The sequence below is a fragment of the Mycoplasmopsis verecunda genome (assembly GCF_033546915.1).
Lineage (GTDB): Bacteria > Bacillota_I > Bacilli_A > Mycoplasmatales > Metamycoplasmataceae > Mycoplasmopsis > Mycoplasmopsis verecunda.
The window spans coordinates 261,632-286,183 of sequence record NZ_CP137850.1; the positions used below are offsets into that span (position 1 = coordinate 261,632).

Sequence of the window (24,552 nt, forward strand, 5' to 3'; positions counted from 1 at the left end):
ATGAAAAAAACTTTTTATATAACCACCCCGATTTATTATGCTAGTGGTAATTTACATATTGGGCATTTATACACAACTACTCTAGCTTGAGTAATAGCTAATTACAAACGTCTAGATGGATATGATGTAAAAATGCTAACCGGAAGTGATGAACATGGATTAAAAATTGAACAAAAAGCTCAAGAAAACAATATGGAACCGCAAGAATTTGTTGATAACTTAGTTGCTAAGTACCAACAAATGTGAAATGATTTTGATATTTCATATGATTACTTTTCCCGCACCAGTAATCCACATCATATGCAAAAAGTTAGACAAATATTTTCATATTTTCTTGATAAAGGATTTATCTATCGTGGTAAATACGAAGGTTTATACTCAGTTAGTGATGAAGAGTTTTTAACTGATACTCAAGCAGTATTTAAAGATGGTAAATATTTCCACCCTCAAAGCGGTCATGAATTAATAACTGTATCTGAAGATTCATATTTCTTTAGAATGAATGAACTTGCAAATTGATTATTAAAATATATTGAACAAAATCCTAATTTCTTAGGTCCAAATAAAATTATTAATGAAATGAAAAATAATTTCATTTTGAAAGGACTTGAAGATTTATCAGTGACCAGAACAAATATTAATTGAGGAATTAAAATTGATGAGGATCCTAGTCACACTTTATATGTATGACTAGATGCTTTATGTAACTATATAACAGCTTTAAATTATGATGTAACAGCATCACACCAATCACAAGATTTTATAAATTATTGACAAAATGCTGAAGTTGTTCATTTAATTGGAAAAGAAATCGCTAGATTTCACATGATATATTGACCTATTTTCTTACAAGGGCTCGGATTAAAACAACCAAGCAAAATTCAAGCTCATGGATGATTAGTTACACCTACTGGGAAAATGTCTAAATCTAAGAATAACGTGGTAGATCCTTATGAATTATTACAAAAATATCATCCTGAAATGATTAAGTATTATTTAGCATCTCAAATTCATTTAGGAGAAGATGGAATTTGAGATGAAAATAGATTCGTTGATGTTATTAATTCTGATTTAATTAATAATTATGGTAATTTAGTAGCTCGTACTATAAAGATGAAATCAAATAGTTTTGTTGACCCTTTAAAATATCAAGAATCTAATTTGGATATTGATTTAGATATCGAAAATAAAATTAGAGATTCGGTTGCTAAATATAAGAATCATTTTGATGCTTTGGAAGTTGATAAAGCATTAAATGAAGCTATTAAATTATCTAGCGAACTTAATAAATATATTGATGAAACTAAACCATGAACTCTAAAAGGAGATTTAGATAGATTACAACAAGTACTAATAAGATTATTAAATGGTATTTATGCAGTTTCTCTATACTTATCACCTGTATTACCAAGAAAAACAAAAGAAGTAGCAGAAATTCTTGGAGTAAATAATTTTTCATTTGATTTAGTTTCAATATATTCTAAATTTGATAACATTAATCAAGGGAAAGAATTTATTCTTTTTTCACGCATCAAAAAATAGTGTTTTATAAGCAATTAAAATACTTCAATTAAGAGTAAATAATATGATTTATGCAAAAGCGACAAGATATATAATAAATCCTGAAAAAATGAAAGGGTTTATTGATTATCTATATATCTTGACTAAGAAAACAAGAATGAAAGAAGAAAACCTTTCTTTTGAATATGGTCTTGAATCTGAAGATAAAGTATTAGTAATTGAACGTTGAAGTTCAAAAGCTACATACGAATCATTTATCAAGATAGAAGAATTTAAAAAAGAATTTGCAACAATAAGAAAAATGTCTAAAAATGTTGTAAATATTTATGAAATTGAGCTCGCAAAATAGCGAGTTTTTCTTTAATTTTAAAAATGTGGAACAAAATGTGGAAATTGAATTAATTCTCTTATAAATATTTTTATACCTTATAATTAATATATAGAAAATTTAAGCGAAAATAAAATAATAATTGAAGAATGTGATTAATAAGCTTAAATTTCTATTTAAAATATTTAATTATTTTAAATAAGGAGATTTAATATATGAATTTTAAACTTAAAAATATTTTATTAGGGGGAATAGGACTTATTGGTGTTACAGCAATTGGCTTATCAGCTGCTTGTGATAAAACTAAAAATACCCCTGAAAACCCTGGAGATGGTAATCCAGCTAATGAAACAGGTGGTCAAAATAGTGAACCAATTTGAGTAACAAATCCTGAATATGGAAAAATTAACTTACTAGGTATTGAATCAACAATGAATGAACGTGTCCTTAATGCTACCGGAAACAAAGCGAATAATAAGGATGTTGATCAATACTCTCAAGAAGAAAGAAAACAAATAATAATTGGTCATACATTTAGTCAAGGTTCTGTACAATCTGATGGGATTGATCAACTTATTAATGTTTATAACAAACTTGTACAACAAAATAATGAAGATTTTAAAAAATATAAAGAACAAAATCCTAATGATCAAGATGGAATCAACTTCAAGTCTAAAGTTGGATTATCATTAGCTGCTAAGCCTGTAACTACAGCACCACTTGGTTCTGGATATTCAGCAGGGGCTCAATCTGTTCAACAAGCAGTTAAAAATGGAAACCCTAATTTCGCTGATATTGTTTTAAATTATGCTCCAGTTGCATCTACATTAGCTTCAAGAAACATGCTATTAAGTTTCAACGATGATGATCCGGAATTAAATGTCGATTTATATAATTTTAATTCTGAATTTTCATCTATTAATGCTGAAACACAAAATGTAGATAAAATTTCTTCATGAATTTTACCTGGTCTAAAAAGTACAAATGTTCTAGCAATTAATAGTCCTGTAATGAGTTATATCTTAACCACAATTCTTGAAAACGGTGGAAAAATTCAAGATAATGATACAGAAATGACTACTTTATATAATACAATTAAACAAAAAGGAACAGCCGATTTATCAGAAGTTAAGAAGAATTGAGGAGAACCAGTTGATAATATTAAAGACCTTGCTAAGGGAAAAGTTATCTCTTCAACAATGTTTAAACACTATCAAGAACTATTAGAATTCTCATCATTTGCTCAATCATTATTTAAGAATTCAGCAACCACTAACCCAGTTAAAGCAAATGTCCATGTCTTTGGTGTCGACTCTGCTACATCATTATATGAGCAAGCATTATTCTCTATTCTAGATGGTGATACATCTAAAATGATTCAGTCAGTTAACCGTAACAGAGATGGTGTAACTATTTCTTATACAACTCTTAATAAAAATGGTACACCTGCTAATGTAAATTCACAAACGATATATAATGCCTTATCAGAAGCTGTAAAATCAGGTGGAACTAAATTATTCCCTGGTGGAAGATTCTCATCAAACGATCAACAAAAACACAAATTTGCATTTTCAATTGGATCAACAGCTGGTTATAACCACAACTTTGTTAAGGGTGAATTTATTGAATACAACTATACTCAAGATGGTAAATCAAGTAATGGTTTAAGTTTTGATGATAAAAAAGGTAGTTTTACTGATATACAACAAAATTATGGTAAAGGATATCAATTACTTCAAATACCTACTGAACCAGGAACAACAGATATTCAAGCAGATACTCCACTAGATAAAATACTACCTTTATACAAAATTGGTGGAAGATTAAATCCAATTTTTGCGTACAACTTATTCAATTCTGAAGCTGCTAAAAAAGCAGGAAATATAAATAAAATAGCTAAATATGCAACAATGTTTAAGTCACAAGAAGATCAAACACATTTTGCTGCACAAATTAATGATGTTCTAAATACAAAAGACTCTAGATCAAGATTAAAAACAACAGGTTTCTTAGTATTGCCATATGATGAGAAAAAAGATTCTGCATTTTTAGCCAAAGCTAAAGAATTGAACTTATTTGGAGGATTGATTACCACAGGACTAACCGAAAAAGATCAAACATCTATCATTTTAGTGTTTAAAGACGGTGTTACAAGTTCATATGGAATTTCTGATACCGCTAAAGCTGAATTTACTAAATTAGGATACACAGTTTCACAAAAATCACAAGCACAATTCTTAGGAGAAGATGAATTAATTTCATTACCTACACCAACAAAATGAAATAAAGATAACACAAAGAATGTTGTATTTGGACAAGGTCCATCAATCATGGGTATTGTTTCTAACGCTGTAGATCAACTAGCTACAAAACAATTTATTAAATGATTAATCTCTTCAACTGATAAATATGTTTTTGATCCAGATGATGAAACTAAACCTGAATTTACACCTAGAGACTTTATTCAAAAACAAATGTCATATGTAATGCCTTATAATGGATTTGAAAATGTAACTATTCAACAAGCTAATGAAAGCTTTATTGGTACAAATGCATATTTAAGAGTTGCCTTTGAACTATTCCAAAAAGTTGCTAAAGATGACAGTTATATTTTATTTGAAGAACCAGGTTCAGAAATGGCAGATGCTTATAGATCAGCCATTGACTCAGCTTTTGATGCACTTCAAACATCAATTGAATCAGGTCAAAAGATCCAAGGTTTCGATCAATTCATCAAGAAAATTCAACAAGAATCAACAAAAACTAAACAATCATAAAATAATCAGATCAGATTATTCGATAATAAATTAGTAATATTTTTATAATTTATCCCAGCTGGGATAAATTATATTTTATTGTTAAGGATTATCGCAAGGGAGAAAATATGAAAAAATGACATAAAATCATTATAGGTCTCAGTATGCCGATATCACTCATTTCTTTATCAGCAATGGCAATATCATGTAAGACAATCGAAGACGATAACACACGCGCTAATAAGTTTTTAGGTAAAGAAGTGAAAGAACTAAAGCTAAATTATGTAAATGGTATCAATACACCATTCAATGTTGAATTCAAGTCAAATGAACGATTCAAAGTAAAAAATGGTGAAATAGTTCCAGCTCGTAATTTACCAGCTAATTCAAAACTTGCATTTAATAGAAGATTAAGTGATTTGGTTAAAAATATAAGTGATGAATTTCTTAAGTCTGATTCTATAAACATAAAATATACTAAACCAACAAATGAGGATAAAGATTATTTATTAACACCAAATAAATATTTTTCAAATATTCCTAAGTACTTTAAAGTTAATGTAAAACAATCTAATGGTTCTGAATTTGAATTGTTATATGTATTATCAAACTTTGCACAAAGTTTTGAAAATTGAAAAGATGGTTTGGAATTAGGAGTAAACAACCCTACTGAAAAAGATCAAAAGAAGGCATTAGACTTAGCGAATTTAACTGCAATTAATTCATTTGTCTATTTACCTTATACCAATGAAAATGTATCTATTAAAGATTTAACAGTAAATATTAGCATCAAAACAAATCAAACTATTGATCCGCTACTTAAAAATTACAATACTAAATTTGATACATCAATATTTGAAAAGAGTAATATTGATTGGTCTAAAGTACCAACAGATCAATATTTCGACGGTTATATAGGTAAAGTTTCTGATGGAGATACATTCTCTGTTATACTACGTGAAGATAAACAAACAATAAATGGGTTATATAAAAAAGGTGCAAACCCGCTATCTTCACATGATAAAAAAAGAGATAATATGCAAGAGCCTTATATTAGATTGCAAGGTATTGACACCCCAGAAAAAGCTGTAAGCGAAAAATTATCACCACCATTTGAATATGCTTTTGCACTAATGCCTACTCATTTTGCTGAAGCATTATGAAATAAAGATAATGGTTTCAGTCAAAATGTAAGAGTTGCATTCTTGGAGAAAGATGCATATGGAAGAACGGTAGCTGATGTCTTTTTCGGAGATGATTATCAATATTCATATAATACCGAAATAGTTAGAGCTGGATTTACATTACCAATGTCTTCTAATAATGTTCAACACGATGGAAATAATGTTCATAGTATACCGGGTTCATACATTGATTTATTCTATGAAAAAATAGCTATTGCGATGTTTCAAGCTATGGAAAATAGAAGAGGATTCTTCCATTATTTTGAAAAACCTTCTCAATTATCTGATTTTGTATACATGGCTAAGAAAAATACACAATGAGTAACATTCTGAAACATTTATCAAAATTGGTTAAAAAAACAAGATAAATAATTAATATAGCTATAAATATAAATATTTAGTAAAATATTTAACTGTAGTAAAAACATTTAAAGAAAGGAATTATATGAAACTAATTAATAAATTAATTTCATATGTAAAAGAGTTATCAACATCAGTTACTGATGAAGATGTTAAGCGTGTAAAAGAATATGTTGCTGAACTAGAAGAACTAGATTCAGAAAATATTCCTGCAATTGAATTAAAAAATCTTAACATTGACTTCGGAGAAACATTAGCTGTTGATAATGTTAGTTTTAAAATACCTGAAGGAAAATTAGTAACACTATTAGGTCCATCAGGATCAGGAAAAACAACAACACTAAATGCTATAGCTGGATTATTAACTGTTACATCAGGAAAAGTCCTTTTTAAAGGAAAAGATGTTACAGATTTCACTCCGCAAAAAAGAAAAATAGGTTTTGTTTTCCAAAACTATGCTTTGTATCCACATATGAGTGTGTATGCTAATATAGCATTCCCGTTAAAAAATGATTTAGATTGACAAAGAAAGTTCTATCTAAACAAAGAAAAAGCTAGAAACGAAATTAGAATAGTTTATCTAGAAAAACTTGGAGCAACACCTCAGGAAGTTACTGAATTAAGACAAGCTTTAAATGCTTATATTCTAATATCAGAAAAAACTTCACATAAAGTTGCTGAGTTATATGCAAAATTAGTTGATAAATATGAAAAAGCACATACTGAATATAAAATTACTTTAGTGCATGAAAATTCTGAAATTTCGTTACTGACAAAAAATGTTATTAAAACAAATTCAAAAATTCATAAAGATAGTAAAACCAAAATACATGAAATTAAAGAAAAATTTAATTCTGATAAAGCAAATAATTTACTACCTGAATTAAAACAAGCTGATATTTTAATTAATCTAGATAAAAATAAATATTGCTACAAACCATTAAAAACAAAAGAAGAAATGCAAGAAAGAATTAACGAAATTCAAGAATTCGTTAGTGAGTTATTATTGGTTGATTTTAGTAATCTAGTTTTAAAAGATAGAATTAAAATTGTTAAACTAGAAGAAAAAGCATTAAAAGTTTTAACAAGATATAAATATTTAATTAAACAAGAAGAAATATTAGCTACATATGCTGAATTAAAAACAACAACTAAAGCTAAATATCTTGAAGAAAAAGCAAACTTTAAAAATATATTAAATACAAATGCTGAGTACCAACAACTAGTTAATGATTCTAAAAAACTTCCAATTGCTGCTAAATTGATTTATAAAAATCTAATTTCTTTACTTGAAACTAAATATGGACTAAAATTATATCTTAAAGAAGAAAGTAAAGGACTTTCTGCTAATTCTTTAACTGACGATGAAAAATCTAAAATCAAAGAATTTGCTAAACAAGATATTACATTGAAACAAGCAATACACAACGAAGTTATGGAAGTTGCTTCACGTGTGGAAATTGTTCACATTTTACAAAAGAAACCAACAAGATTATCTGGTGGACAACAACAACGTGTTTCTATCGCACGTGCAATTGTTAAAAAGCCTGAAATTTTATTAATGGATGAGCCATTATCAAACTTAGATGCTAAATTACGTATTTCTACACGTCAATGAATTAGACAAATTCAACAATCTCTTGGTATTACAACTGTATTTGTTACTCACGACCAAGAAGAAGCTATGTCTATTTCAGATATCATAGTATGTATGTCAATGGCTAAAGTACAACAAATGGGTACACCATTAGAGCTATACAACAATCCTAAAAACCAATTTGTGGCTCGTTTCCTTGGAATGCCAGAAATGGGATTATTCCAATCTGAATACAAAAACGGAAAATTAACTATGGCTGGTGTAGAATTACCTGTCAAATTAGTTGATTCAAAAGACTCAATTACATTAAACATTGGTGTACGTTCTGAAGATTTCATTATTAAAACAAAGAACCAAAAACATATGTTTAATGGAAAAGTAGCTGTTATAGAAAACTTTGGTAAAGAAAGTAAACTTGTTGTTGATGTAGAAGGCTCAGGAAAAACCAATTTCTTAATCGATAACACATATGAATTTAAAATTGGTGATGATATCTACTTCGATGTGCCGATAAATAAATTACATATTTTTGATGCTGCAAGCGAGGAAAGATTAGAATATGAGATTATTAAATAATAACACTCATCAAACACTTCAACGCAAGGTACCGTTCTTATTTAATTGGTCTGTTAAAAAACAATCATCAAGAAAGTCAACACTTTCGCATTCAATATTGGATTCAAGAACTCCAGCTTGAAAACCTTTATTGTTACTATTGCCTGGTATCATATTACTTTCACTATTCACAATTGCTCCGATGTTTATTAACATCATCGAGTCATTTAGCACATCTTCTTCATCATCTACAAATAGCTTCACATGACAAAACTATTTAACTGTTCTTACAGATGCTAGATTTGCTGTAGGGGTAAGAAACTCATTCATTTATGGAATGTTTGTCCTTCCATTTGTTATGATGATTTCTTTAGTTATTTCATCTGTTATAGCTAAACTATATAGAAAATATGCAAAAAGCTTTTGACAAACAGTATTCTTCATGCCTTATGTAACAAATGGAGTTGCTGTGTCTTTAGCATTTATCCAATTATTCGGAACATATGGATTATTAAATCAAATTTTAGGGACTCAAGTCCCATGACTTCAAACCAATGATCAGTATACCTTTAATGCATTGATTGCTATGATTATAAATGGTATTTGAAATGGTTTAGCATTTAATATTTTAATATTCACAACAGCAATGTTAGGAGTTGATAAAAATCTATATCGTTCAGCATCTATAGATGGAACAGGAGAAGTAAAACAATTTTTCACAATTACATTACCATCAATTAAAAGTACAATAAACTTCTTGATAACACTAGGAATTATTGGTGGACTAAAGGTATTCCCATTAGCATTATTTGAAAACAAACCTGCAAATGCATTTAACTATGGTGGTGGTTCATTGATGTTATATGTATACCTTCAAACACAAACTGGAAATATTAATATAGCTGGTGCCGCATCTATTTCATTATTTATTATTGGTGTAACATTCTCATCAGTAGTTAGAGGTGGATTCTTTATGGTGCAAACATCACTAAATAATTTAGGAGAAAGAAATGTTTGAGTTAAAGTTAAAGCTACAAAAGCGCTTAATGCAAAAGAAGCTTCGTAAGAACCAAGAAAGAGTTTCTTCACAAGTTAAAGAACACAGTACTTCTAAAGTAGTTACTTCCAGTTTATTAAAATTATTTATTCTCGTTGTTTTTGGTATACTTGTACTTTTCCCATTTTTCTATATGATTTCTATCTCCTTTATGGATGATAGTCAAGCACAATCATTAAAAGATGAATTTTCATTCTTGCCGACATTTAAACGTGGATTAACATATGTTGTCGGTAATAAGACGACACAAGGTTCATTGCAGTATTTACCATGATCTGATATAGTAGCCAACACTTATAAAAAAGCTATGGCTTCTGGATATTGAAGTGCAATTTTATTAACATCATTAAACGTTCTTGTTTCAGTAGTGCTTAAAGTATTCGTGACATTCTTAATGGGTTATGCATTTTCATTACGTAATTGAAGAGGAAAAGGATTCATTTGATTCTGTGCATTAGCTCTTCTAGTATTGCCTGAAGTTGCACTTCTCTCAGGACAATATTTTGTTGTTCTTAAAACAAAATTAGCTAGAGATTACTTAGGATTCTTATTAGCAATTGCATTCCCATTTACTGCAAGTATATTTAATACTTTAATGTATAAAAACGCATTTGAAGCCATCCCTGGTAGAATTAAAGAAGTTTCATTAGTTGATGGAGCTTCAGGTGCTAAATATTTATTTAAAATTGCATTCCCAATGGTTATGCCAACAACATTAACTATCATTATATTAACATCATTAGCATCATGAAACTCATACTTATGACCATCAATTATTTCAACAATCGGTCAACAAAGACTTGATGTTGTGTCTGTATGACTATTCCGTGCAGGAATTGACCCAGCTGACCCTGGATCAGGAGGAGCTGTAGCACTTAATGTTAAGTTAGCTGCCAGCTTAATGGTTATCTTACCAATGTTTATTGTTTACTTAGTATTTAGAAAGAGAATTATGGCTGCAATTAGTAGACAAGGTTCAACTATTAAAGGATAATTATGAAAAATTACAAAAGAAGAGTAATTACTTGGTCTATACTCACTGTTTTAGGTTTAATAGGTATAATAGTTTTATCTGTTCTAATTACTCAGGTCCAACCTATAATTGATTTAAATGATAAAGTTGTATTGGACACTCAAATCATTGATTTAGCCCAATATGTAAAAGCATATAGTATAGGAGGTTTAGCATTTTCATGTTTAATATTTGTTATGGGAAGCATAATAACTTATGCGGGATACAAATCATTAAACTATGTTGAAATGTTTAATTAGTAGTTATGAAATTAAAATTTAAGAAATGAAAATTAATTTTAGGCTCAACAATTATGTTAGCCGGTTTACCTTTAACTGCTGTTTCATGTTTCTACAAAGATGATTCAACAGTCAAATATGCTCAGAAATTTATTTCAGAAGGTGGTAATGGATTCACAGTAAAAGAAAGAGTTACCTCACAAGCTAAATATAATAAGCCTAATTTAGTGAAATTTGAAAATGAATTATATGATAATGGACTTCTAAAATATTCATTTTCATCTTTTGTTTATGCACCATCAAAATCCTTACAAGTAAACAATGATAATTATATATTCACATTTAAAGATTTATATACAATTAATGAAAATGACAATAAATTTATCCCAAATGATAAAGTTATTAATTTAATCCCAACAAAAGAGGGTAAAGATATCGCTTTAGAAAAGATTCAAAAACTAAATGATCAAATGCAATCTTATCTATCTGATATTAATTCAAATAATTGAAAATACAAAGGTGTTCCAAAGGTATATAGAAGTTTCCAACAATTAGTTGATTTAGCTAATTTACCACTATCTGAAAGAACAAATATTTATAATGATAATGCTATTAATTCAGTTGATGAACAATCAAAAAATGTAACAGACAATGCAGATACTACCATTACTGCACAGGTGCAAAGTTTAGTTTCATTAATTTCTGATGCATGATCTATCAAACTATTTAAGTTTGATAATCCGTCAGATGAAGTAACTATGGATGATGCTTTACAAGTAATTGATAACTTCCTTAAAGATACACCTTTTTATGCCAAATATTTAATGAATATGGCTGAATTTCCTAACACAAACGAAAATAGAACCAAAAGAATATTTTATTGAGATGATATAAACAAAACAGGAACATTTAATTATTTAACCATTTTAAAACTTTATAACAATATACCTACTCCTGTATTTCAAACTGTACAAAAAGATTTTTTCAATTCAATAACAGAATTTAACTTTATGAATGTTTATAATCAACCTAAAACTTATCTTAAAAAAGTATTCAATCTAATGAGTGATAGATATAAGAATTATTCGGTTTCCTTATCAGCAAATGAAAATAGAGGTATTGCTTTAGGTTTTGCACCTGAATACTTAATTCTAGGGGTTAACCCAGATGTTATCTCTGATTATAATACAGATGGATTAATACAAAGTAACAAATATCAAGTTTTTGATACTATTAATACTGATAATGGAAGAGGTGGAAAAACATATACATCAGTTTTAACTGATGAACAACAAAGAGAGTTTCTATCAGATCCTTATATATTCTTCTGATCTCATTTATCATCAGCATATGTGCCTGCCTTATATGACATGCAAACAAATATAGATACTCAAAAGAAAAATATTAAAAATTTAGAAGAAATTATTGAAACTAAGTCAGGAAAAGAAAAAGCGAGAGCTCAAGCTTCTAAAAAAGGTGCTGAGCAATTCATTAAAAATGAAGAAGTGAAATTAGAAGGTCTAAAAAAAGTAATGGAATCAATTAAATTATTCTCTGATAGAGAAATGGTTCCTGCATTTAAAACAATATCTGAATTAAAAACCAAAATTGACAGTAAAATAGCTTTAACACTTGAAGAAGCACAATCATTATTTAATGCTTATGTTTCATATTCAACTAATTTATTAAAATTAAAAGGTGGGCCGGCTATTTCAAATCAACTTCTAGATGCAACATCTATAACCGGAACTGACGACGAAAAAGTTTCTAAATATATGGTAAAAATTAATGGGTTATCAGGTGTTCTTAAAAATATGACACATAGTACAACTATATCTGATGATTCAATGATTTCACAAAATTCTTATTTTAAATCAGGAATTGAAAATGATTTTAGTAATTTAACCAAATACATTAGTGGTGCTATTACAAATGTATTTTCACTTAACCAACTATATGCTCAATTATTATTTGCTAATGGTGCATTTAAATTACAATTAGTAAAAGGTACAAATTCAAAACTTATTCAAGATTTAGAAACTCAATTACAATCATCTACATCAAAAATTGATAAAGAAAACTTAGAAAAATCTATCGAAACTGCTAAAAATGGTATTTATTGAATAGAGTTCTATGATTCTGAAACTAATAGTTGAATTGCAATTGATATTTATAAAGCTTATTTATCTGTAAAATCACCTCAATTATTCCCTAATTATGTTGGAGATTATAATATTGATAACGAATTATTAACAAAGCTTTCATCAGATTACACAATAAATGATGTATTCACTAATGTTGCGCATGTAAAATAATGATAAAAAATCTAGAAGATAAACTTCTAGGTTTTTTTATCCAGCATATGGTGCAAAGAGTAATAAAGAAATAATAATGTTTACCCTAAGTTTCCAAGTTATAACGGAATAAAAAACCCTAAGTTTCCAAGTTATAACGGAATAAAAACGAACATTTCTACCGTATAGACTTGTTCGTTTTTCATGCTCTAAATTACTTGTACAAATTTATTAAATATCGTTTTTATTAGTTCAAAATCTTGTATTAATGAATTATTTTCACTATTTTTTATGTAAATTTCGTCTACAACATTACCATCTACAACTTTTACAAATTTTTGTGCAGATTTTATCGCTTCTATTGTTCTTTTATTTGTAAATTTATCTATAACACCATAATCATTTAATGATTTATTTATTGTATACAGCAAATATTTGAAAATAACTAATGAAATAAAACATAACAAGAAATGTCCATTTATATGTGCATCAGTTCATACATACATAGGTCTAACTTCAAGTGAATTTTTTAAAGTTCTAAAGTTTTCTTCTATTTGTCATTGCTTTGCATAAATTTCCACTATCTCTTGTGCTGATAAATCTCTTCTTGATGTTTCATAAATATAAAATCCATCAAATTGTTTATCTTCATTTAGCTTGATTAAATCTAATTCGTATCGTGCATCACCATTTCTTTTAAAGAATCTATATTTTTTGTGGCCTAATAACTTTGAACCTTCTACATAACCATCTTTATTTTTTAATTTATTGAAATTATTAATCAATATATCTCTATCAGCTTTATCTTTTAAAGCTCGTTTCCTGCTATATGTTATGATTTTTTCTTCTCTGATGACCATTAGGTCTCTTTTGTTATATAAAGATGCTACTGTTTGTTCCTTATATTTAAATTCTTCAGTTCCTATATAATCAGTTTCGTTTAAAACATATTCTTTAAAATCTTTTGGACCTGATTTTAATCTGTATGAAATAACATAATCTATACCTTTTTGTTCTAAAAATCTTAAATTTGCAGTTACAGACATTCCTTTGTCAGCAACTATTGTTACATTTTTTATGTTATAAATTTTGCTCATTTCTATTACAAAAGGAATAAATGTTTTTTGAATCTGTTGTATTACCTTTAAAATAATTTGTAATGAATCGGAATCCCATTTTCATCTGTTGCTAAACCAATAACAACTTAATTTTTCTTTAAATTTACCATCTTTTGAATAACCAGGATATCTCAAACCTGTTCTTCTAAAACTTTCAAAATAAGCTGTTGAAGAATCATAAAAAACTAATTCAATATTTCTAGATGTATTCTTTGTTATTTTTTCGTTTAATTGTTTAAGAATTTTGCTTTCATTGTTGTTCAAAATATCAAGCAATGTGTAATAACTAGATTTTTTATAATCTGGTGTATTTTCGTATTGAAACTTATTTTTATATGTAGAAATTAAGCTATCTGCATTCAAAATTCTTGATGAAACTGTGTACTTTAGTAATCTGTTTAAATCTTTATGTCTTGTTTTTGGTAATGCACTAAATATTTCAAATTTATCAATTAAATCATAAAGAAGATTAATTCCGTAATTAATATTATATGTTTCAGACTTTGAACTATTTAAATCAAACATAATTGCTTGTTTAATTTTGTCTTTTGATTCACTTATTGATAAATTCTTTATTGAATTTTTAATTACATTAATAGGATTTGAATTTAATTCTTGTAATTTTTCCAATCTTCCTAATCCTATTTGATTACTATAACCTTTTCCATATCCATTTGATGTGGCTATCGAAATATATGTATGGTCTTTTCTTTTATGTTTTATGACTATAAATTTACTTTCCATACTCCTATTTTATCATATTATACAAGTAATACAAGTAAAAAAATGAATAATTTATGGGATATGAAAATTCCATATACCAAAGGTATATGAAATCTTATTTAATTTCTAAAATCAATATTTTGAGTCCGTAACTTGGAAACTCAGGAGAAATAATAATGTTTACCCTAAGTTTCCAAGTTATAACGGAATAAAAACGAACATTTCTACCGTATAGACTTGTTCGTTTTTTCATGCTCTAAATTACTTGTACAAATTTATTAAATATCGTTTTTATTAGTTCAAAATCTTGTATTAATGAATTATTTTCACTATTTTTTATGTAAATTTCGTCTACAACATTACCATCTACAACTTTTACAAATTTTTGTGCAGATTTTATCGCTTCTATTGTTCTTTTATTTGTAAATTTATCTATAACACCATAATCATTTAATGATTTATTTATTGTATACAGCAAATATTTGAAAATAACTAATGAAATAAAACATAACAAGAAATGTCCATTTATATGTGCATCAGTTCATACATACATAGGTCTTAACTTCAAGTGAATTTTTTAAAGTTCTAAAGTTTTCTTCTGATTTGTCATTGCTTTGCATAAATTTCCACTATCTCTTGTGCTGATAAATCTCTTCTTGATGTTTCATAAATATAAAATCCATCAAATTGTTTATCTTCATTTAGCTTGATTAAATCTAATTCGTATCGTGCATCACCATTTCTTTTAAAGAATCTATATTTTTTGTGGCCTAATAACTTTGAACCTTCTACATAACCATCTTTATTTTTTAATTTATTGAAATTATTAATCAATATATCTCTATCAGCTTTATCTTTTAAAGCTCGTTTCCTGCTATATGTTATGATTTTTTCTTCTCTGATGACCATTAGGTCTCTTTTGTTATATAAAGATGCTACTGTTTGTTCCTTATATTTAAATTCTTCAGTTCCTATATAATCAGTTTCGTTTAAAACATATTCTTTAAAATCTTTTGGACCTGATTTTAATCTGTATGAAATAACATAATCTATACCTTTTTGTTCTAAAAATCTTAAATTTGCAGTTACAGACATTCCTTTGTCAGCAACTATTGTTACATTTTTTATGTTATAAATTTTGCTCATTTCTATTACAAAAAGGAATAAATGTTTTTGAATCTGTTGTATTACCTTTAAAATAATTTGTAATGAATCGGAATCCCATTTTCATCTGTTGCTAAACCAATAACAACTTAATTTTTCTTTAAATTTACCATCTTTTGAATAACCAGGATATCTCAAACCTGTTCTTCTAAAACTTTCAAAATAAGCTGTTGAAGAATCATAAAAAACTAATTCAATATTTCTAGATGTATTCTTTGTTATTTTTTCGTTTAATTGTTTAAGAATTTTGCTTTCATTGTTGTTCAAAATATCAAGCAATGTGTAATAACTAGATTTTTTATAATCTGGTGTATTTTCGTATTGAAACTTATTTTTATATGTAGAAATTAAGCTATCTGCATTCAAAATTCTTGATGAAACTGTGTACTTTAGTAATCTGTTTAAATCTTTATGTCTTGTTTTTGGTAATGCACTAAATATTTCAAATTTATCAATTAAATCATAAAGAAGATTAATTCCGTAATTAATATTATATGTTTCAGACTTTGAACTATTTAAATCAAACATAATTGCTTGTTTAATTTTGTCTTTTGATTCACTTATTGATAAATTCTTTATTGAATTTTTAATTACATTAATAGATTCTGAATTTAATTCTTGTAATTTTTCCAATCTTCCTAATCCTATTTGATTACTATAACCTTTTCCATATCCATTTGATGTGGCTATCGAAATATATGTATGGTCTTTTCTTTTATGTTTTATGACTATAAATTTACTTTCCATACTCCTATTTTATCATATTATACAAGTAATACAAGTAAAAAAATGAATAATTTATGGGATATGAAAAATTCCATATACCAAAGGTATATGAAATCTTATTTAATTTCTAAAATCAATATTTTGAGTCCGTAACTTGGAAACTCAGGTCTAGAAGATAAACTTCTGGTTTTTTTATCCAGCATATGGTGCAAAGAGTAATAAAGAAATAATAATGTTTACAACAATTATTAAAAACAAAGAAACTTTTCTCTTAGCTAGGAAATATGAACCTATAATTCCAATTGGAACATAAATCTTTAATAAAACATTTTTATAACCAGTAAAATAATTACTTTCTGAAATACCTAAATATCCTTTGGTAGAAGAATTAAAGTAATACTCAGGAACTAATATAGATATTAATAAAGAAATAGCAAGTGATATCATAATACCTGCGACTATTGGTTTCATCACAATTAACATATTAGCAACAAATGAATTAGTTTTAAATTTTTTAACATATTTCATTGTTATTACCATAACAATAATAGCAGGAAGACAAAATACCAAATATGTAATAAACATAGTTATATATCCTCATCAAGAGCCATTAGCAACAACATAACCTGTAAAGAATGCAAATTTAGTCGATACTACACCTGGAGTAGTATTGGCAACTGTGAAGATATTATTAATAGCTGTTTCATCTAATTGAGTAATACCAAAAGTAGAATGCATTAAATTTCATAATCATTGAAAAATGGGCATAAATACTTGACCACCACCAAAAACCGATAGTGATATAAATATAATTAAAGGTATACAAACTATAAATCCTATAATAGGTGTCATCATTTATCCTCCAAATTAATATTATTATAAGTATTATGCTTTATAGTACATTGCATATTTGTTTCTAAATTTGATTCAATTAATTCTTCTTTACCTATTTCACATATTTTTACTTGTTCTTCTTCCTTTTGTTTTTGACTTAATTTTGCTTTTTTCTTTTTAGTTAATAAGTATCAAAATGAATAAATAGCAATAACTACTACTATTGCAACAACTGGTAAGTTATAAGGAGCAGGTATAAATAATGAATAACCAGCTGAAAATAAGAATATTAAAATTCATAGTGGAGTAGACATAGTTTTATGAGCTTGTTTAGCATATCTAACACCAAAATTTATTAAAAATGCAATAATTGCTACTAGCACACCAACTGAAATTATTTTTAAGTATTCAGGCGGAAAGTATTTAGTTAAAACAACTAAGAAAGTAAAAGCCAATAATACATGAGGAATAATTGCCAGTAATGTTAAAATAGTACCTTTTACTTTTCCTAGTAAACTAACTGCTATATAAGAAAGAGTTTGAATAACTGAAGCACCAGGAAGCATATTAGTAACAATTACAATATCATCAAATTCTTCTTCGCTTAATCATTTCTTCTTTCCTACAGCCTCACGCTGAATAACAGGCATTAAAGCATTACCACCACCAAAACCAATAATGGTTACTTTTAAAATAAATATAAAAACCTCTCAAAATCCAGCCTTTCTATTGTCTTTTTCTTTAACTTTTTCCATTCAATCCTTTCTTTTGTGTATTTTATCAATTTATAAATAATTATAAAAATCCAAATTTAACATTTTTTAGTTCATAAAAATGAAATACAAAAAATATTAACTAAATTTAATGATTTTATTAATTACTATATCATAGGTGTAAAAATTACATAATTATATAATTTGGTACAATATCGCAATAAGTGTATACAGCTTATTTTGTGATATAATTATCTCATGAAAACAGAAAGAATTATTTTTACAACTAATATTATTAATAATTTCATCCGTCTTACATGACAAATTATGATGAATAATATTTAGTTGTATCTGTTTTATAAATAACAGATTCAACAGAAATCTGTTATTGCTAATTAAAAACTATAGAGGAGCTTTTAGTAATAGTAAATATTCTAGTGGGCACACGATAATGAATATTGAAAGGATATAAAAGCCGAAGCATTTAAAGTGGCAACTTTAAAGCTGGTAGAAAAGCATAAAAGATTTCTACTCTTTGTTAACAACATTGGTGCTATAGATTTGCAAATTCTCTTTTAATGATTATTAAAGAAGGTTTTGTGAGTTTATGGCTTGCAAAACTTTCTTTTTTCATTTAAATAAGGAGAAAAATGGTAGCTAAACAATATAAAAAATATTCTGATGTACCAAAACAATATCGTTGGGATTTGGAAGATATCTTGCAAGGAAAAACTTTAGAAGAATGGATTGAGCAATATAAAAATGTTTTTAAGAAAAGAATAGCTAATAAAGATACTAAATATACTAGTATTGAAGCTTATTTAAGTGATTTAAAAGATTCTGAAACTCAAACATTAATTAGTTATAAGATTGATAACTATTTATCGAATAACCATAATATCAATATCATTGATCCCAATTTTAAAAAATTATTACAAGATTATGAATTTTTAAATCAACAATTAGAAGAAGAATTTGGCTCTGAATTAAATCGCTTCTATGCACATATAGAACAAATGAAGCAATGAAATGATGACCCTAGATTATCTTTATATAAGAGAGGAATTGAAGATTTAATTGAACAATACTCTCATAAATTAAGTGATGAAGTTGAAGAATATATTATTAAAACAGCTCTTGGGGAACCAGACCCACATAATATTTTTTCTATCATTACTAATAGCGAACTTGATTATGGCTTTATTAATATAACAGATAAGAAAAAAGTTAAACTCAATCCAACTAATCGTGTGCAATTTGCTAAATCTAAAAATAAAGAAGTTAGAAAGCAAGCATATATTAATTTTTGAGATGCTTACTATAAGCATAGACAATCATTATCAGAAACCTTATATCAACATTTTAAATCTATTACTGTGGAAGCAAAAATTAGAAAATATGATTCTGCTGTGGTTATGCTTACAGCAAGTGATAAGGTTTCAGATGAAATATTAAATACCTTATTTAAACAAGTTTCAAATAGAGCTTCAATTTTTAACAAATTCTCTAAAGCATATAAAAAATTCTATAAAGCGAAATATGGTGAAAAAATGCAAAAATGAGACACTACAAGAGATTTGGCTAGTGTTAAATCTGAATATAGTGTAGAAGAAGCTAAAGAAATTGTAACAAATGCTATGAAACCATTTGGTGATGAATATAACACAGAAGTACATAAAGCATTTAATGAACATTGAATAGATTATATGCCGGTGAATAATAAACGAAGTGGAGCTTATAGTATTGGTGGAACTTATGGTATTGATAAGAAATACATATTAATGAATTTTGATGGTAGATTAGATAGTATTGAAACTTTAGCTCATGAGCTAGGACACTCAATGCATTCTTATTTTTCGTCAAAATATCAACCATTAGTTAATTCACAATATCCAATATTTTTAGCTGAAATTGCTTCTATTTTCAATGAATTAATGTTATTTGATTACTTACTGAAAACATCAGATAATGATAATTTAAAATTTAAGATATTAACCAACATGATTACAGGATTCTCGGGTACTGTATTAACACAAGTGGAATGAGCAAATTATGAATATGATTTATATAAAGAAATAGCATCAGGAAATGCATCTGGTAGCTATGAGACTATTTCTGAAATTTATTTCAAAAATTCTTTAAAATATAAAATAGATAAGAAAAAACAATATAAGTATAAAGAAAAAGATAATTTAAAATCAATTTATGTACCACATTACTATTATGGTTTTTATGTTTACAAGTATGCCATAGGACAATTAGTAGCAAATTACTTTTTTGCTAAATATAAAAAAGAAGGTGTTTCAGCTCTAGAAAGTTACATTAATAATTTCTTGAAGGCTGGATGTTCTAATTATCCTATTGAAATTTTAAAAAATGTGGGTGTTGATTTAAATTCTGAAGATTTTTATTCACTAGGATTTAAATATGTACAAGACTTAATTGATGAATGAATTAAATTAGGAAATAAAATCTTTAAAACTAAGTAAGGAGACATATGAAAAGGAAATTATTACTAGGAATTATTTCTCCAATTGTGGTAATGGCACCAATAGCTGTATCGATTAGTTGTGGTGATCAAAAACGTACAAAAGAAACAACTATTAACAATGAAAATACATTAACTCAATATCAGAATAAAGCTAAAGAATTAAATTTACAATCAAGTGCTTTATGGAATGAATATGTAACATTGCAAAATCAAAAGAATACTAAATTATCTGAATTATCACCATTAGTTGACACATTAAGAAAAGAACAATCTACATTACTGCAAGAGCAAGATAAATTAAATACATTAAAAGGTGAATTGCAATATTTTGAAATGGCTCAAGGAGTAAGTGATTTTGATACTTTATCTGATTTAGTTAATAAATTACCTAATTCAGGAGTTAATGCTAAAACTAGACAATATTTAGAATCGCTAGAAAGCGCTTCATATGAAGTTGCTCAAGGTTCAGATAAAACAAATAGCATTTCATATGATAATGCAACTGCTTCCTTAAAGAAAGCACAAGCAGCATTACAGAAAGCACAAGAAGATGTTAAAAATAATGATTTAGCCATTAAGAACCTACAAGAAGAGTTAAATACATTAAAAGAGCAAACAAAAGATATTGAAGATGCTGATGAATTAAAAACATTGGGTGAAAAAATTCAAAAGCTTAATGCAGATATTACAAACAGAAGCACTAAAGTAAAAGAAGAATTAGAAGCTAATTTGCAAAAAGCACAAGTAAATATAATATCAAGCACAAATGTATTACAACAAGTAAAAGATGCTATTTTAAAAGTGTCTTTAGTAGGAAATACTAATGGATATCAAGAAAAATCACAACAACTAAATTCTGATATAAATGCTCAAAATACAGTTGTAAATAATATTCAAAACAAAGTTACTCAAGATGATAATGCATATAAATCCAAAAAAGAAGAAGTATTAAACTATATTAGTCAAAATATTGAACCTTCACTTAATCAAAAATTTACTCAATATACAAGTATATTTGATCAATTAAAAGAAGTAAGAGAAGATATTTATTTATATGATATCAATGCTTTAGATACTTATCAAGAGCCTACATATGATACTGATAAATATTTAACTCAACAACAGTTAAATGCGATTATAAATCCTGATTATACATTTAGTAATTCGCCGGTTGGAGATAGAATAGCAAAAGCTAGAGTATTCCAAATTGGATATAATTCGCCTTATTCAATTTCTAGTTCACCATATGATTTTTCAAGTTCATATGGAGGTAGAAGTGCTTCTTCGACAGTTGATTCCACAACATTAAGTTTAATATCTATAGAAACACTTGGAAGAACTGTTGTTAAAAGCACAGATAATTACAGCATAGATGAAAAAGGATACCACCAAAAAGTAACTCAATCAATTGTTTCTCCAGCTATCCAAAGATACAAATTGGAATTAGCTGATGCAATTTATGTTTATAGTAATCCTAAAACTGTAGATGGCAAAACAACTTATGATGTTGAAATATTTGATGCGGATGATGCTGGATTAGTTCCAAAACCTGATAAAGAAGACAATACATATTCATTATCTGTTGTTTCAAGAACTTCAAGTAATCCTAAGTCAATTAACTCGCTACATTTCCAAGATGCTTTATCACATGCAAGTAAAATCGGTTTCAGAATTAGAAAAGGACAAGTTTGAGTTGATGCAAATGGTAATAGAACTAAATACCCAATTCAAGCTGAAGACTTTTATGTATCTGTTGTCAGAACATATATGAATGATGCAAAATATAGATATGCTAATGGTGGTAGTGAATATATTGATGAAGAAGCTAGAGACTTATTAAGCATACCTGGCAATAAATATGATTCACATGGAACATTCCCTAATGAATATTTATACTCATTATTCAACATTAATTTCCAAGCTTTCTTAAATAAAGACACAGCAGTTGAAAAAGAAATAAATGCTAATGGAAATGTGGATGAATTCTTTATGGTTCATAAAAACATTCAACAAGACCCGGCTGAATTTATTAAGTTTCTAGATACAGTTGCAATTAATTATGATTTTGTTCCTGCTCCATCAGCCTACTTACAAGAAGCTACATTAACAAATACTGAAGATATCTATGCACAAGATATTTCGGTTAGAAATGATGAAGCTAAATACAATCAAATTAAGGAAGCTATTTTATCTGCTTCTGGACTAGTAAGAGAAACTGGTGTTTATTGATATGGAATTAATCCTAAAACAACTTTATTCGCAGGTAAATACTACGGAACACCATTTGATTCAGATACTTTTACATTCTCGCAACATTTAAATAAATATTATTTTGATGATACTTATACTGGTTCAAATCAAACAATGTTGAAATTTACTACATCATATCAACAATCTGAAATTTCTGATGATACTTATAAAGTTAATTCTTATAATCAATATCTAGCAGGTGGACTAGCAACATATGCATATTTTAATTTAACTAAATCAAATGCTAGATTAGTTAATACTAATCCACAAGCATATGGATTGCTTTACAAACAAATATTATCGAAAGATGCTTTAACTCAAAAATTAACTTGAAGATTACTGCCTAAAAATTCAAGTCAAGTACATTACAATGATGCTTTTGCTTATACAATGTGAAACATTTCAGCTCAACAAGCTTCATCTGGTGTTGGTAAAAATTTACTTGAATATACGACAACTGGATTAGGTGGAGAATTTAGAACTCTACTTTCTGCAGCAATTAATTGACAATTCTTAGCATCATATACAAGACCTGGCGTGGAAGTTAATCCATGAATTAACCCATTTGCTCCTGATGCTAATATTACGGATAATGATGCTGATGATTCTGCGCCTAATACCTTAAGATTAAATATGGATTTAATTAACTCAACATATGCTATAGATTCAAGTACAGGTAAAAGAATTGTTTTTGATGGATTTGATACACCTTATCTAACTACAGGCGATTCAACAACAACTGACGTTGCTGTTCAAGATGCTGCTAAATCAGTTGTATACAAGCAAATACAAACAAGAATTAAAAACTTACTTGACCAAGTATATGCAGCACACCCAGAGTTAAATGGTCAAAAAGTACAATTTGACATTATGTCTACCTATACAAATACTACAGCTGAAATTAAACAAGCTTATATAAACTATGTAAACACAGTAAATTCACTAGATCCTAGATTATCATTTAAATATAAAGAATTTGAGCCTCAAAAAAGAAATGAATGATTTAATTACTGAATAAATGACTCAACAGGATTTGTTAGAATGAGTTGAGGATATGACTATAATGGAATTGCATCCGGAATTACAGGTATGTCTCAATATCAAATCTTTATAGCACTATTTGCTAATATCTTAACTAATCAATCTTATGCAGCTAAAATGCAAGTGCTTTATCCTCAGCTATATAAAGCATCACAAATATTTGCTGAATATATTAAAAAAGATGGTAATAAAATATCTGTTTCATTAGAAGATATAGCTAAAAATATGCCAACTAGTGATGTGCTTAATATGGAAAATTGATTAGGCACCTCAAAATATGAAAATGGACAATTTATTCCACTAGCTGATGAAGAAATTGCATCTGGTCAATATATAACTTTTAATGATTTCAACGCTAAATTCTGATTAGCATATTCACAAAGAGACGATGTGGATAAATTAGATTTAGTAAACTTAGCTCAAGAAATCAGAAATATAGCTGGTTATGCTCCTGATATGTTTTCGATATCAGCCTCAAAATCGCCATTTTCTAAAACACTATCAAATCCTAACTACATCATGCCAAATACTTACAATGGGTATGAAGATAATACAAACTATAGAGTTGTAAAACAAGCTAAATAGAAAG

16 protein-coding genes and 1 riboswitch are annotated in these 24,552 nt (G+C 27.4%); of the genes, 11 read left to right on the forward strand and 5 right to left on the reverse strand.

Annotation, left to right across the window (positions count from 1 at the left end; genetic code table 4):
* The 9 genes from metG to SAM46_RS01225 all read left to right on the forward strand — a co-directional run bounded on the left by metG (nucleotide 1) and on the right by SAM46_RS01225 (nucleotide 12,924).
* Nucleotides 1-1,542, forward strand: a complete 1,542-nt coding sequence (gene metG / locus SAM46_RS01185; protein ID WP_078747205.1) for a methionine--tRNA ligase — start codon at nucleotides 1-3, stop codon at nucleotides 1,540-1,542.
* A gap of 43 nt (nucleotides 1,543-1,585) precedes the next feature.
* Nucleotides 1,586-1,870 carry a putative quinol monooxygenase gene (locus tag SAM46_RS01190; RefSeq protein WP_078747206.1) on the forward strand — a complete coding sequence of 95 codons (285 nt, stop codon included), beginning with the start codon at nucleotides 1,586-1,588 and terminating at the stop codon, nucleotides 1,868-1,870.
* Nucleotides 1,871-2,064: 194 nt separating this feature from the next.
* Entirely contained in the window at nucleotides 2,065-4,626 is a 2,562-nt protein-coding gene (locus SAM46_RS01195) for a P68 family surface lipoprotein (protein WP_318635616.1), read from the forward strand.
* Nucleotides 4,627-4,769: 143 nt separating this feature from the next.
* Nucleotides 4,770-6,161 (forward strand): thermonuclease family protein, encoded by a 1,392-nt coding sequence (locus SAM46_RS01200; protein WP_318635617.1) that lies wholly within the window; start codon nucleotides 4,770-4,772, stop codon nucleotides 6,159-6,161.
* A gap of 73 nt (nucleotides 6,162-6,234) precedes the next feature.
* A complete protein-coding gene (locus SAM46_RS01205) occupies nucleotides 6,235-8,322 on the forward strand; it encodes an ATP-binding cassette domain-containing protein (protein WP_078747209.1) in 2,088 nt (695 codons plus the stop codon).
* Entirely contained in the window at nucleotides 8,306-9,367 is a 1,062-nt protein-coding gene (locus SAM46_RS01210; protein WP_078747210.1) for a carbohydrate ABC transporter permease, read from the forward strand. The genes SAM46_RS01205 and SAM46_RS01210 overlap by 17 nt, the downstream gene beginning before the upstream one ends.
* Entirely contained in the window at nucleotides 9,312-10,352 is a 1,041-nt protein-coding gene (locus SAM46_RS01215) for a carbohydrate ABC transporter permease (RefSeq protein ID WP_078747211.1), read from the forward strand. Before SAM46_RS01210 ends, SAM46_RS01215 begins: the two co-directional genes overlap by 56 nt.
* 2 nt (nucleotides 10,353-10,354) lie before the next feature.
* Nucleotides 10,355-10,630: a hypothetical protein gene (locus tag SAM46_RS01220; protein ID WP_078747212.1), complete on the forward strand. Its 276-nt coding sequence runs from the start codon at nucleotides 10,355-10,357 to the stop codon at nucleotides 10,628-10,630.
* Between the two features lie 5 nt (nucleotides 10,631-10,635).
* Complete coding sequence (locus tag SAM46_RS01225) at nucleotides 10,636-12,924, forward strand: hypothetical protein (RefSeq protein WP_078747213.1); 2,289 nt, start codon at nucleotides 10,636-10,638, stop codon at nucleotides 12,922-12,924.
* 188 nt (nucleotides 12,925-13,112) lie between these two features.
* Here SAM46_RS01225 and SAM46_RS01230 read toward each other — a convergent pair whose 3' ends face one another.
* The 5 genes from SAM46_RS01230 to SAM46_RS01250 form a co-directional block, all read right to left on the reverse strand.
* Nucleotides 13,113-14,765 carry an IS1634 family transposase gene (locus tag SAM46_RS01230; protein ID WP_318635618.1) on the reverse strand — a complete coding sequence of 551 codons (1,653 nt, stop codon included), beginning with the start codon at nucleotides 14,763-14,765 and terminating at the stop codon, nucleotides 13,113-13,115.
* Between the two features lie 235 nt (nucleotides 14,766-15,000).
* On the reverse strand, nucleotides 15,001-15,312 hold the full coding sequence (locus SAM46_RS01235; protein ID WP_318635619.1) for a hypothetical protein: 312 nt from the start codon (nucleotides 15,310-15,312) through the stop codon (nucleotides 15,001-15,003).
* 17 nt (nucleotides 15,313-15,329) lie between these two features.
* On the reverse strand, nucleotides 15,330-16,655 hold the full coding sequence (locus SAM46_RS01240; RefSeq protein WP_318635620.1) for an IS1634 family transposase: 1,326 nt from the start codon (nucleotides 16,653-16,655) through the stop codon (nucleotides 15,330-15,332).
* Nucleotides 16,656-16,826: 171 nt separating this feature from the next.
* The gene (locus SAM46_RS01245) at nucleotides 16,827-17,489 is read right to left on the reverse strand and encodes a chromate transporter (protein WP_318024798.1); all 663 of its coding nucleotides are present in this window, start codon (nucleotides 17,487-17,489) and stop codon (nucleotides 16,827-16,829) included.
* A complete protein-coding gene (locus tag SAM46_RS01250) occupies nucleotides 17,471-18,223 on the reverse strand; it encodes a chromate transporter (protein WP_078747091.1) in 753 nt (250 codons plus the stop codon). The genes SAM46_RS01245 and SAM46_RS01250 overlap by 19 nt, the downstream gene beginning before the upstream one ends.
* A 355-nt stretch (nucleotides 18,224-18,578) precedes the next feature.
* Nucleotides 18,579-18,745, forward strand: a riboswitch (Lysine riboswitch).
* An 86-nt stretch (nucleotides 18,746-18,831) separates the two neighbouring features.
* Between SAM46_RS01250 and pepF the strand changes: the two genes are divergently transcribed.
* Nucleotides 18,832-20,670 carry an oligoendopeptidase F gene (pepF, locus tag SAM46_RS01255; protein ID WP_078747090.1) on the forward strand — a complete coding sequence of 613 codons (1,839 nt, stop codon included), beginning with the start codon at nucleotides 18,832-18,834 and terminating at the stop codon, nucleotides 20,668-20,670.
* 8 nt (nucleotides 20,671-20,678) lie between these two features.
* A complete protein-coding gene (locus SAM46_RS01260) occupies nucleotides 20,679-24,548 on the forward strand; it encodes an OppA family ABC transporter substrate-binding lipoprotein (protein WP_078747089.1) in 3,870 nt (1,289 codons plus the stop codon).
* Nucleotides 24,549-24,552: the final 4 nt, after the last annotated feature.